The sequence below is a fragment of the Arthrobacter sp. PAMC 25486 genome (assembly GCF_000785535.1).
In the GTDB taxonomy this organism is placed as follows: Bacteria; Actinomycetota; Actinomycetes; order Actinomycetales; family Micrococcaceae; genus Specibacter.
In genome coordinates this window covers 3,174,890-3,187,953 of record NZ_CP007595.1, presented here as the reverse complement: position 1 = coordinate 3,187,953, position 13,064 = coordinate 3,174,890, and the positions used below count along the sequence as shown (strand labels likewise).

The following is a 13,064-nucleotide window of genomic DNA, read 5'->3' as shown; positions in this document are numbered from 1 at the left end:
GTTGCCCAGAAATGACCCGGATGTGAGCGAGGGTTCGGGAAAATAGCCCCATATGTGAGCGAGGGTTAGGGGGTGGAGAGTTCTGCTGTGATTTGGGCTGCCCGGGCGGCTGCTGCCTGTGCACCTGTGCGGATGATCCCCGGGAGATCGTCGCGGTCGAAGCTGGCAATGGCCTGTTCGGTGGTCCCGTTGGGACTCGTGACAGCGCGGCGCAGTTCGGTGGCATTGGCGCCTGGTTCGGCCAGCATCAGCCCGGCACCGGCAACAGTCTCACGGGCAAGAACCTGCGCGATCTGGGGCGACAGGCCGAAGTCCGCTGCGGCAGCGGCCATCGCCTCGGCCAGGTAAAAGGCGTAAGCCGGGCCGGAGCCGCTGATGGCCGAGACCGCATTTTGCTGCTCCTCGGGGATATCCAAAACAACGCCGGAGCCGTCGAAAACTTCGTGCGCAGCGGCCAGGTGGTGCTCGTCGGCAGCAGAACCCGCGGACAGGGCCACCACACCGCGCCCCACCTTCAACGGCGTGTTGGGCATGGAACGCACTACCGGCTGGCCCGGACGCAGGGCGCCCTCCAGCTGTGCCAGCGACACCGCCGCAGCAACACTGATCACCACGGCATCGGATTCCAAGGACTCAGCGATTTCGCGGCACAAGTCGATGATGCCCACAGGCTTGACACCCAAAATCACGACACTGGCACCGGCAACTGCCTGGACGTTTGCGCCGGGTTCTTCGTTGGAGGCCAGCGCAGTGACACCGTGCCGGGTGGCCAATTCGTTGGCCCTCTCGGGCCGTCGCACCGTCACTGTAACCGAGCTCGGGGAGGTGCCTGCCGCCAACATGCCGGACAAGATGGCCTCGCCCATGGAGCCACAGCCAAGAAATACAACCTTTTTCATCATTTCTCCATCATTGTTTGCCGCCGCACGGCAGGCAAGAAAACCGTCCAAAAACCTTTAAGGGCAAACGCACAGCTGGTGCCCCGGCTATTCTCAACCGCGGCCCGTAGTCTTTTAAATACCTCATAAGGGTGCGAGTGATGATCGGACTGGTCTTGTCCTGAAGACCAGTCAAATCGCCGGAGATCTCGCCAGTGTATCCCCCATCCACTGGCTTGAAATCTCCGGCGATTTCGCATTTAACGCCCCGCCCGCAACTTTCTGACACCGGTCCCGCTTTCTGATCCCGGAATCCCGGCTTCAGACAGCGGGACCGGGATCATTTTCCATGCATAGCTAGCACGGTGCATAGATACCAACCGTGCGATCGCCGGCAAACACCTAAGGCATCGTCTGGCCCAAGTGCACCCTGGCAAATTCAAGGGTTTCGGCCAGCCATTCCTCGCGCTGCCCGGCACCCTTGGCCTTGCGGGTGGAGATTTCGGCGACCACTGCGCCGTCGAACCCGTTTTGCGCAACATGCTGGAGCACCTCGACACACTCCTGGGTGCCGTGGCCGGGGATCAGGTGCTGATCCTTGGTTGAGGTGGTGCCATCAGTGAGGTGGATGTGCCGCAGCCGCTCCCCCAACGCAAGCACTGCCTTCAAACTTGAGGCATCCGCCGTCGCAGCATGGGAAAAGTCCCAGGTGACATCGGCGTAGTCCTGCGGCACCGGATCCCAATGCGGCAGGTAGGCCAGGGCCTCACGTCCGCGGACCCGCCATGGATACATGTTTTCAACGGCAATGCGGACACCAAACGCATCGGAAATATCGCGCACACCCTGGGCGAAAGTCTCGGCATAGTCGTTCTGCCAGCGGAATGGCGGGTGCACCACCACGACGTCGGCACCCACATCAACAGCCATCTGGGCCGAACGCTGGATCTTGTTCCAGGCACTGCCCCACACCTGCTGCGTCAGCAGCAATGTGGGCGCATGGATGGCCACAATGGGCTGCTCGTAACGCTCCGCCAGGCGGTTCAGCGCCGATGCATCCTGACTGTCGCCGTTGTGGGTGACCAACACTTCAACACCGTCGTAGCCCAGGTCTGCAGCCACGGCAAAACCGTCGTGCACCGACAGCGGATATACGGAGGCTGTGGACAGGGCCACGGGAATATGGCGTGCGGGGCCAGGGGTGGCCTCAGCGTCTCGGCCTTGAATGTGCGTGGTGTGATCCGTCATGTCCGCCTACTCTGTCTCCGAATTCTTCAGCTTAGCAACATGGGCGGGCGGATCCAGCGGCCCGTCAAAAACCAGCTGGTCCAAGCGGCGCAGAATGAGCCCCTCCCGCAGCGCCCACGGGCTGATTTGCATGCTCGTGACGTTGAAAAGTTCCAACGCACTCTGCGCCACAAGCGCACCGGCCAGCACCTGTTGGGCCCTCGCCGCCGAGACGCCCGGCAGGTGCAGCCTGTCAGCCGACGACATCGCCGAGAGCCGTTGGCTCCACAGCCCCAAGTCGCTCAGGTGCAGTTCCCTGCGCACATAGGGTCCCATGGACGACGGCGCAGCTCCCGTGATGCGTGCCAGCGCCCGGAAGGTTTTGGAGGAGCCGGTGACGATGTGCGGGGTGCCAAGTGCCTTCGTTGCGGCGATGGGCGGCTTCAGGGTGGCTTTGATGTGCTTGCGCAGGGCCTTGATGCTCTTGGCGGTGGGCGGGTCCTCGGCCAGCCATTCCCGGGTCAGCCGGCCGGCACCCAGCGGCACCGAGTGCGCCAGCTCGGGCAGCTCATTGGTGCCCTGGGAGATTTCAAAGGAGCCGCCGCCAATATCGAGGTTCAAGATGGTGCCCGCACCCCAGCCATGCCAGCGGCGCACGGCAAAAAACGTCATGGCTGATTCTTCTTCGCCGGTGAGCTCCGTCAGGCGAATGGTGGTCTCATGCTGCACCCGGGCCAGCACTTGCGCTCCGTTGGTGGACTCCCTGATCGCGGAGGTGCAAAACGCGAGAAGGTCCACAGCCTTGTGCTTGGCCGCAAATTCCCACGCCTCGAGGATGAATTCGATCAGCTCGTGCTGGCCCTCATCGGTGATGTTGCCGTCCGCGTCAAGGTATTTCACCAGGCTCAGCGCCCGCTTGTGCGAGGCGTAAGGCACCGGGTTGGCCCCCGGGCGCGCGTCAACAAGCAGCAGGTGGACTGTATTGGACCCGATGTCGAGCACGCCTAATCTCATAGGCCCATTATTGTCCCTCCGGCCCGTTAGACGCGAAAGGCCGCCCGACGGCGATCCAACAGTTTCGTTGTTTCGCACACCGGACGGCCCTCAAGGCTCGCAACGACTGCCGGACGGCTGCTTCCCTGGCTGTCGCAACGCAGCAGCCAGGGAAGCAGTAGTTACTTCTTCGGTGCAGCAGCCTTCTTCGCGGGCGCCTTCTTGGCGGCAGGCTTTTTGGCCGGCGCCTTCTTTGCGGGCGCCTTGGCGATCCGCTTGACCGGGCCGCGTTCACGCTTGTCGGCCAGCAGCTCGATGGCCATCTCCCGCGTCAGCTCTTCAATTTCGGTACCACGGGGAACCGTGATGTTGGTGATGCCGTCGGTGATGTACGGACCGAAGCGGCCTTCCTTCACCACGATCTTCTTCTCGGAGACCGGGTCATCGCCAAACTCGGCCAGCGGTGCCACCGCGGCGCGGGCGCCTCGCTGCTTGGGCTGGGAGTAGATCGCCAACGCAGCATCGAGGGTGATCGTGAAGATCTCTTCTTCCGTTCCGATGGAACGGGAGTCCGAACCCTTCTTCAGGTACGGCCCGAAGCGGCCGTTCTGGACTGTGATCTCTTCACCTTCGGCATCTGTACCCAAAACGCGGGGCAGGCTCATGATGGCCAGGGCCTCGTCCAGAGTGACCGTGTCCACGGTCATGGACTTGAAGATGGAGCCTGTGCGCGGTTTAGCCTTGACGGGCTTCTTCGGCGGCTTCGGCTTGCCGTTCTTGTAGTACTCGATGGGCTGGTTGGCGATTTCTTCCTCGGTCATCTCCGGAATGACCTCGGTGACGTACGGGCCGTAGCGGCCGTTCTTGGCCACAACGGTGTGCCCGGAAACAGGGTCAACACCCAGCACGCGCTCTTCGGGGGCGGCCGTGTCCATGAGTTCCTGCGCCTTTTCGGGCGTGAGCTCGTCAGGTGCCAGGTCCTCGGGCACATTGGCGCGGGCGGCCTCAATGATCTCCCCGGTCTTGGCGTCCACGGTGGGGACGGTCGATTCCAGGTAGGGGCCGAACTTGCCCACGCGCAGCACCAGGGTATCGGTGATGGGCATGGAGTTAATCTCCCGCGCATCGATCTCACCCAGGTTGTTCACGATGTCCTGCAGTCCGCGGTTGCCGTCGTCGCCGAAGTAGAAGTGCTTAAGCCAGTCCGAGCCCTGCTCCTGGCCGTTGGCAATCCTGTCCAACCCGGTTTCCATGCCGGCCGTGAACTCGTAGTCCACGTAGTCGGTGAAGTGCAGTTCCAGCAGGCGCACCACGGAGAACGCGATCCAGCTGGGAACCAGGGCGGAACCCTGCTTGCGGACGTAACCGCGGTCCATGATGGTGGACAGGGTTGAGGCGTAGGTGGAAGGGCGGCCAATGTCGCGCTCTTCCATTTCCTTCGTCAGCGACGCCTCGGTGAAGCGCGGCGGCGGGGAGGTGTCGTGGCCGTTGGCCTTCACCTCGGCCGCTGTCAGCGGATCGTTTTCCTTGACGTTGGGCAGGCGGCGGTCCGAATCGTCGGAGGCGTTGCGGGACTCGTCCCGGCCTTCCTCGTAGGCGGCCATGAAGCCGCGGAAGGTGATGACGGTTCCGGAGGCTGAGAACTCGGCGTCCTGGCCATCGGCAGCGCCACCGGACGCCGTGGCACCCAACTTGATGGTCGCCGTCGAGCCCTTGGCATCAGCCATCTGGGAGGCGACGGTGCGCTTCCAGATCAGCTCATACAGCTTAAATTCGTCGCCGCGCAGGGCGCTGGCCACCTGGGCCGGGGTGCGGAAGGAATCGCCGGACGGGCGGATGGCCTCGTGGGCTTCCTGCGCGTTGGAGCTCTTGTTGGCGTAGACGCGCTTGGAGGCGGGCACATATTCGGGGCCGTACAGCTCGGAGGCCTGGCGGCGGGCGGCGTTGACGGCCTCATCGCTCAGGGATGAGGAGTCGGTACGCATGTACGTGATGTAACCGTTTTCGTACAGGCGCTGGGCGGTCGACATGGTCGATTTGGAGGTGAAGCGCAGCTTCCGCCCGGCCTCCTGCTGGAGGGTCGACGTCGTAAACGGCGGCGCGGGCCGGCGGGTGTAGGGCTTGTGCTCAACCGAGCGGACGGCAAACGGCACGTCCTGCAGGGCGGTGGCAAGCGCCTTAGCGGCCACCTCGTCCAGGTGGGCCACGTTCTTGCCCGTCAGCACGCCCTGGTCGCTGAAGTCGCGGCCGGAGGCAACGCGCTTGCCATCGACGGCGGCCAGCTTGGCGCTGAACGTTTCCCCGGTTTCGGGGGTGAAGGTGCCGGCCAGGTCCCAGTAGTTGGCCGAGCGGAACGCCATGCGCTCACGTTCACGCTCAACCACCATGCGCGTCACGACGGACTGCACACGGCCGGCCGAGAGCTTCGGGGCCACCTTGCGCCACAGCACGGGGGACAGTTCGTAACCGAACAGGCGGTCAACGACGCGGCGGGTTTCCTGGGCGTCCACCAGGTCGGTGTCCAGCTCGCGCAGGTTGCCCAGGGCACGCTGCAGCGACTCCTTGGTGATTTCCGCAAACGTCATGCGGTGCACGGGCACCTTGGGCTTGAGCACCTCAAGCAGGTGCCACGCGATGGCCTCGCCCTCGCGATCCCCATCCGTTGCGAGGTAGAGTTCGTCGGCGTCCTTGAGCTGCGCCTTGAGCTCTGCCACTTTCTTCTTCTTGTCGGAGGAGATGACGTAGTACGGCTTGAAGTTGTTCTCAAGGTCGACGGCGAACTTGCCGATCGAGGACTTCTTCAGCTCTGCGGGCAGCTCGGAGGGCTGCGGCAGGTCACGGATGTGCCCGATTGAGGCTTCCACAACGAAACCCTCGCCCAAGTATTTGGCGATGGTTTTGCTCTTGGCAGGGGACTCGACAATCACGAGCTTTTTGCCGGTCTTGGGCTTGCTGGCTGCTGCCTTGCTGGGCACGGTACTCCTACAGGGAATGAATGGTGGACGGACGGCGTCCCCCAGCTAGTTCACCATATTTTTACCGAAAACACGTACTGCCGGCGAAACTGGCCTGGCACGGAGGGGCCCTGGCGGGGGTGATTATTCGTTTTCGTCGTCAAAGGAAACAGCCTTGATGCTGGGCAGTGCCGACAACGCAGCCATGAGCGTGTGGCGCGATCCGAGCCCCTCAATTTCCAGCTCAACTTCCACGTGTTTCGGGTCGCCAGCAACAGCTTCGTCGTTGAGGACCCGGGCCATGACGCCACCGTTTCCACGCTCCGCGGCCCCTGTGGTGAAGCCCAAAATCTGAAATCCCAGCGCCGTGCAGCTTTGCAAAATCTCCCGCAGCGACCCGGTGCCGTCCTCATATGTCACGTGCAACACATGGAAGCGCCGCCCCGACAGCCGCAGCCGGTCAATCACCTTCGCATACACAACAACCACCAGAAAATAAGCACCCGTGGCGAATGCCGCCGGCAGGATCAGGCCCGCACCGGCCGCAGCCCCCACCGCCGCCGTCAGCCAGATGGACGACGCCGTGGTCAGCCCGCGCACCTTGTTCCGGCGCACAAACACCAGCCCGGCACCAATGAAGCCGATGCCGGAAACAATCTGCGCCGCCACCCGCGAGGGGTCCAGCCGGACCAGGTCTGTCTCCACCACATCGGAAAAGCCATATTTGCTGACCACCACAAACAGCGCCGCACCCAGCCCCACCAGGGCATGAGTGCGCATGCCAGCCGACTTGTTGCTGACCTGCCGTTCCAGCCCAATCAATGTGGGAAGCACGACGGCGGCCAGCAGGCACAGCAGCAACGCCCACCAGGGTGCGTGGGGACTAAGTACCATGGCGCCTCCTTGCGCTAGCAACTTCCGCCGGCTGCCGCAGCCCGTTGACCCCAACTTACCCCTCCCCCATAAACGCTCGCTCACATACGGGGTGTTTTTCCGGACGCTCGCTCACATACGGGGGTGTTTTCACCGACGCTCCTGCGCTTCCTTGTGTGCGGTGGGTGCTTGACCGGAACCATCGCAGGAGCGTTTGCCCAAATCCGCCCATATGTGAGCGAGCGTCGCTGGAAAGTGCCCCGCAAGTGAGCGAGCGTTTGCAGTGATGGCAGGCTCAGGAACGCGGTATCACTCAGCGGGGAGCAGGAACCCGTCGCGCACCAGGTTGCGGACGTCCGCGGCGAGGCCGGCGGCAAATTCGGCGTCGTCCCTTTCCAGCAGTGCCGCCAGAGCGCCGATGATCTGCCCGGCGGTGAGGTCGCCGTCGCACGCGGAAACAAAACCAGCCAGTTCGGTACTCATCAAATTGGTGCGGCGTAGTCCTGCGCCCTGCCGCAGCAGGATCACTCCCGGGTGTTCCGCGCCGGGTTTCTGGTGGCGTTCCTCGGTGACATCCGATGCGACCAGCAGGTATTCAAAGGTGAGATCCGGGTGCTGTTTGAGCCACTGGGCACGATCCAGGCCGGCGGCCAAGTGCGGACCCACAGGCTGTTCAATGGGATACAGGATCTCCTCAAAGCGCGGCGCGTCGGCCGTTTCACCTTCTGCGGGGCGGCGCAGCAGGATGTAGCCAAAACCGATTCCGGCCACGTTGCGGGAGGCAAAATCGTGTTGGTATTCCTCATAGGCGTTGGCATAGGCCGCCGAGTCCCTGCCCTGCGAGGCATCCTGGAGCCACGTCTCGGCGTACCCTCCCGGGGACACCTGTTCGCGCTGGATGAACCACGCTTCGGTGCCCGGTGCCAGCCACTGAGAAGGGCGGGTGTGCCACTCGAGCTGGGTGCCGCAGCCGTCTACTTCCTGGTGGGAGATTTCCCAGTTTCCGAGCATTTGCGCCGTCCCACCCGGGTTCAGGACGCTGGGCAGTTCGCGGACCAGTGACTCGACGATGGCGTCCCCGGCTAGGCCGCCGTCGCGGTAGGTGAACTGCTCGCTGCTGAGTTCGCCGCGGTGGCGGGGCGTGATGACGAAGGGAGGGTTGGAGACCACCAGGTCGAAGTGCTCCCCCGCGACCGGTTCGAGCAGGCTGCCCAGGCGCAGGGACACGCGGGAATCCTTGTTTCCTGGGTCAAAATCGCTGTCCTGCAGGTTCAGCGCGGGCGCGTTGAGGACCAGGTTGAAACGGGTGAACGCCAGCGCGCGCTCTGAAATGTCGGTGGCGACGACCATTTCGGCGTGGTGCAGAAGGTGGAAAAGCTGGATGCCGCAGCCGGTGCCCAAATCCAGCGCCTTGTGGACAGGCCGGCGCATGGTGCCCTGTGCCAGGGTGAGCGAGGCCTGGCCAATGCCCAAAACATGGTCCTTAGCCAGCACGCCTGGCCGCTGGTGGGCGCCGAGGTCGCTGGCCACCCACAGGTTCGTGTCCGTCCCGCCTTCTTCGGCGGCGGGCCAGCCATAGGGGCGAAGGTCGACGGCTGCGCGCACCGTAGCCGGCTGCTGCACCCATTCGATGAGCCCCAGATTCTTGAGTGTCTCGATGCTGGTCGACGGCAGCGCCTTGGTGAGTTCTTTTGCAGGAACGTCCTGGGCCAGCAGCCACAGCTTCACGAGGGTGGGGAGGGGATCGGTGTTGCCACGCAGCAACAGTGCGGCCGGCACGGTTTGGTCCCGGGCCAGGGCCTGGTTGGCGTCGTCGTCAAGGAGCTCCGCCACGCCGTCGACCGTGTAGTTGATGGCGGTCAGGTCCGCGGCAAGGGTTTGCAGCGCGGCCAGGTTGTCACTGCGTGGGGCGTGCGGCACGGTGGCGAAATCAGTCATGGGACAAGCCTAGCGAGTCCCGGGCGTGGGCCCACGCGCCCGAGGGACCCGGAGTTGGGCCCCCTGCCGCGAGGGACCCGCAGCGAGCTTGCGGGGTGCGGGAGCGGCTGGCGAGGCACGAGCTCGGGGAGGGTGTGTGCGTCAGTCGGTGCAGCCCTGCGGGCACTGCAGCGTCTCCGGGGCGCTGGCGCAGTTTGCACAGTACAGGTTCAGGTTGCGGCAGCTGGGGTTGGAGCAGTTTTCAAATTTGTTGCTCGGGTTGTTGCAGCGGATGCAGTGGCCGACTTCCTTGGCCTCGTCGCTGAATTCCATGTGCATGCGCTTGTCGAACACGTACAGCGAGCCTTCCCAGAGGCCTTTGTCCTTGAACGTTTCGCCGTAGCGGACGATCCCGCCGTCCATTTGGTAGACCTCTTTGAAGCCTCGGCTGACCATGAGGGAGCTGAGGACTTCGCAGCGAATGCCGCCGGTGCAGTAGGTGACGACCGGCTTGTCCTTGAGGTCGTCATACTTGCCGGAATCCAGTTCCTTGATGAAGTCGTGGGTGGTGTCGACGTCGGGCACGATGGCGTTCTTGAACTTGCCGATCTGCGCTTCGAAGGCGTTGCGGCCGTCGAAGAAGACGACCTCCTCGCCCATGGATTCCCTCTCCGCGACGAGTTCGTGGAGCTCCTCAGGCTTAAGGTGGGTACCTCCACCGACAACGCCATTTTCATCGACCTGCAGTTCTCCGGGGGCGCCGAAGCTGACGATTTCCTCGCGGGCCTTCACACTCAGGCGGGGGAAGTCGTCACCGCTGCCGTCGGACCATTTGATGTCCATGTTTTTGAAACCCGGGTACTCGCGCGTGGTCTTCAAATACTGTTTGAGGTCATTGATGTCACCGCCCACCGTGGCGTTGATGCCGTCCTTGGAGATGATAATGCGCCCCTTCAGGCTCAACTTCTCGCACAAGGCACGCTGCCAAAGCTTGATCGCTTCCGGATCGAGGAGGGGGGTAAAGCCGTAAAAGAGCACAATTTTGTTCAAAGCCACGTATTAAAGCCTACGGTGCACCACCAAATTGTGCCTGATCCCCGCCTTCAGCCATTTACACGCATAGGCTATACATATGAAGGTTGGTTCCAAGGAGCTTGAGGAGCACGCCGCCGCATGGTTTACCGGCTGGAGTGCAGTGCGGGGCTATCAAAGCCGCACGGGTCAGGGTTATTGGGCAGCCTTGCGTCTAGACCTTAGCGGCGACTGGGAATACTTCAGCGCCGATCCCACCCATGCGGCCTTTGCAGAATTGGCAGCAGAAGTGACAGCTTCGACCCAACGGGCGCTGTGCATCATTGGCCCCCGCGTCCACGAGTATGTGAAGTGGGCGCACGCCGCCGGCATGGGCATGGTCTCAACCTCGGAACATCTCATGGTGTGTGCCTTGGAAACACAGGACAACCAGGACCCCTTTTTAGGTGATCCGGAGCTGCGACTTGTGGTGAAAAAGATTGGCGGCCGGCGCAGCGCATCACCGTGCCAGGCCCGGTTCACTGCTGCCATCATGCGCGGGGAAGCCGTTCTGGCCAGCGGCAGTGTGGGCATTTACGGCGACTATGCCATTATCGACGGCCTGGAAACCGATCCCGCACATCGGCGCCGCGGGCTTGGCATGATGATGATGAAATCACTGACCGCACGGGCACTCGACCACCCCGTCACCACCGGTTTGCTGCTGGCCAGCACGGGCGGCCAAAGACTGTATTACAAGCTGGGGTGGCGCAGCCTGAGCCCGGTGACAGTTCTGGTCCCCAGGGAGCGGCTTGCGGAGCTGGCCAAGCTGTAGGCAGTTCCTGGCCGCGGCGGTGGCACAATGATGGGGTGCCTACCAATGATTCGCTGATCTCACTGCTGGGTGGAGGAGAAAACCCGCCACAGTTGCAGCATGTCCACAGGATCCCAGCCCGGCAGGCGGTGACGGAACCATGGCCTGAATGGGTTCACCCCGACCTCCTCAACGCCTACGCCAATTTGGGCATTGCCGAGCCCTGGCGGCACCAGGTGTCCGGCGCCAACGCCGCCCACCACAACGAGCACACGATCATCGCCACCGGAACGGCTTCCGGAAAGTCGCTGGCGTACCAGTTGCCGGCGCTCGACGCCGTGCACCGGGCTGCCCTGGAACTGGCTGCCAACCCGGGACGGTTGGAGGATGACGGTGCCGTGGCCCTGTATCTTGCTCCGACCAAGGCCCTGGCCGCGGACCAGCTTGCCGCACTCGTGTCATTGCATTTGCCCACCCTGCGCGCTGCCACGTACGACGGCGACACCGCCCCAGGTGATAGGCGCTGGATCCGCGACCACAGCAATTTCATCCTGTGCAACCCTGACATGCTGCATTTTGGTGTGCTGCCCAACCACACCTGGTGGGCCCGTTTCTTCCGACGGCTGCGGTACGTGATCATCGACGAGGCGCACAGCTATCGCGGGGTTTTCGGCTCCCATGTGGCGGTGCTCCTGCGACGGCTGCGGCGCATTTGCGCGCATTACGGCGCCAGCCCTGTCTTTATCGGCGCCTCAGCCACCTCTTCAGATCCAGGCAGCTCCTTTGCCCGGCTGATTGGCGCCCCTGTCACCACCATCACCGAGGACTTCTCCCCCCATGGAGCCACCACGGTGGCATTGTGGGAGCCGGAGCTGACCGACTTCAAGGGTGAGAACGGTGCTAAATCCCGGCGGACGGCCATTGCTGAGACCTCCGATTTGATGGCCAATCTGGTCTCCTCACATGTCCGCACCATTGCTTTTATCAAGTCCCGGCGGGGCGCCGAGACCATTTCGAGCGTGACCAAACGCCTGTTGGACGACGTCGATCCCAGCCTTCCGCCGAGAGTGGCCGCCTACCGCTCCGGTTACCTGCCGGAGGAGCGACGGGAGTTGGAGAAGGCGCTGCGCTCGGGGCAGTTGCTGGGAGTTTCAAGCACCTCCGCCCTCGAATTGGGGATCGACATTTCCGGTTTGGATGCGGTGCTGGTTGCCGGCTGGCCCGGCACCAGGGCATCCTTTTTCCAGCAGATCGGGCGGGCCGGCAGGGCCGGGCAAAATGCCCTTGCAGCCTTTGTCGCCAGCGACGATCCCTTGGACACCTTTCTGGTGCACCACCCCGAAGCCATTTTTGACCGTGCCGTGGAAGCCACCGTGTTTGACCCGTCCAACCCCTACGTGCTGGGCCCGCACCTCTGCGCCGCTGCCGCCGAACTCCCCATCACGCATCAGGATCTGGCGATCTTTGATGAGAGCACCCCTGCCCTGCTTGATCAGCTGGTGGCCCAGGGCTACCTGCGCAAACGGCCTGCCGGCTGGTTCTGGACCCATCCGCAAAGTGCTGCCGCCATGGTGAACCTGCGGGAGGACGGCGGCGGCCCCATCAACATCATTGAGGCCGATACCGGCGCACTGCTGGGGACCATGGGCTCCCCGCAATCCCATTACCAGGCTCACACCGGAGCCGTCTATGTGCACCAAGGGACAAGCTACGTGGTGCTTGAACTGAACGAGGCCGAGCATTGCGCCCTGGTGCGCCGTGGCACGCCGGACTTCTACACCACGGCCCGGGATGTCACCCAGATCGAGGTGCTGGAATCACTCAAGCATGAGCGGTGGGGGCCGGTAGAGATGCATTTTGGTGCTGTTCAGGTGCGCACCCAGGTGGTCTCCTTTCAACGCAAGGCGATTATTTCCAACGAGGTGCTCGGTGAGGAACCGCTCGAGTTGGAGGCCCGCGACCTGTTCACGAAGGCCGTCTGGTTCACCATGGACAATGCCACGTTGTTGGCCGGCGGGCTGGTTGAACCGCAGTTTCCCGGCGCCCTGCACGCCGCCGAGCACGCAGCGATCGGGCTGCTGCCGCTAGTGGCGTCCAGCGACAGGTGGGATGTGGGCGGGGTGTCCACCGCGATTCACACCGATACCGGACAGCCCACCATTTTTGTGTACGACGGCCATCCCGGCGGTGCTGGGTTTGCCGAGCGCGGATTCGACATGGCCCGGGTGTGGCTCAAGGCCACCATGGACGCCATTGCATCCTGTGAATGCCGCAGCGGCTGCCCTTCCTGCGTGCAGTCCCCCAAGTGCGGCAACAAGAACAACCCCTTGGACAAGGCAGGTGCCGTGTTGCTGTTGCAGATTCTGCTCAAGCACGCCCGCAACCACTAGCTACGCC

9 protein-coding genes are annotated in these 13,064 nt (G+C 63.3%); 2 read left to right on the top strand and 7 right to left on the bottom strand.

What is annotated here, in order from left to right; all coding sequences use genetic code 11:
• Window positions 1-65: 65 nt before the first annotated feature.
• The 7 genes from proC to art_RS14545 all read right to left on the bottom strand — a co-directional run bounded on the left by proC (window position 66) and on the right by art_RS14545 (window position 9,898).
• Window positions 66-902, bottom strand: coding sequence for a pyrroline-5-carboxylate reductase (gene proC / locus art_RS14575; protein WP_038465914.1), 837 nt, complete (start codon window positions 900-902; stop codon window positions 66-68).
• A gap of 378 nt (window positions 903-1,280) precedes the next feature.
• Window positions 1,281-2,126, bottom strand: a complete 846-nt coding sequence (locus art_RS14570; RefSeq protein ID WP_052136593.1) for a sugar phosphate isomerase/epimerase — start codon at window positions 2,124-2,126, stop codon at window positions 1,281-1,283.
• Between the two features lie 6 nt (window positions 2,127-2,132).
• Complete coding sequence (locus art_RS14565) at window positions 2,133-3,119, bottom strand: exopolyphosphatase (RefSeq protein WP_038465911.1); 987 nt, start codon at window positions 3,117-3,119, stop codon at window positions 2,133-2,135.
• 161 nt (window positions 3,120-3,280) lie between these two features.
• Window positions 3,281-6,073 (bottom strand): type I DNA topoisomerase, encoded by a 2,793-nt coding sequence (gene topA / locus art_RS14560; RefSeq protein WP_038465909.1) that lies wholly within the window; start codon window positions 6,071-6,073, stop codon window positions 3,281-3,283.
• Between the two features lie 123 nt (window positions 6,074-6,196).
• Complete coding sequence (locus art_RS14555) at window positions 6,197-6,946, bottom strand: MgtC/SapB family protein (RefSeq protein WP_052136592.1); 750 nt, start codon at window positions 6,944-6,946, stop codon at window positions 6,197-6,199.
• Window positions 6,947-7,234: 288 nt separating this feature from the next.
• Window positions 7,235-8,863 carry a methyltransferase gene (locus art_RS14550; protein WP_038465906.1) on the bottom strand — a complete coding sequence of 543 codons (1,629 nt, stop codon included), beginning with the start codon at window positions 8,861-8,863 and terminating at the stop codon, window positions 7,235-7,237.
• A 141-nt stretch (window positions 8,864-9,004) separates the two neighbouring features.
• Window positions 9,005-9,898: a rhodanese-related sulfurtransferase gene (locus tag art_RS14545; protein WP_038465903.1), complete on the bottom strand. Its 894-nt coding sequence runs from the start codon at window positions 9,896-9,898 to the stop codon at window positions 9,005-9,007.
• A 76-nt stretch (window positions 9,899-9,974) separates the two neighbouring features.
• Here art_RS14545 and art_RS14540 point away from each other — a divergent pair, with 76 nt between their 5' ends.
• Both art_RS14540 and art_RS14535 read left to right on the top strand, forming a co-directional pair.
• Entirely contained in the window at window positions 9,975-10,688 is a 714-nt protein-coding gene (locus tag art_RS14540; protein ID WP_052136591.1) for a GNAT family N-acetyltransferase, read from the top strand.
• Between the two features lie 35 nt (window positions 10,689-10,723).
• Entirely contained in the window at window positions 10,724-13,057 is a 2,334-nt protein-coding gene (locus art_RS14535) for a DEAD/DEAH box helicase (protein ID WP_038465900.1), read from the top strand.
• The last annotated feature ends 7 nt before the right edge of the window (window positions 13,058-13,064 follow it).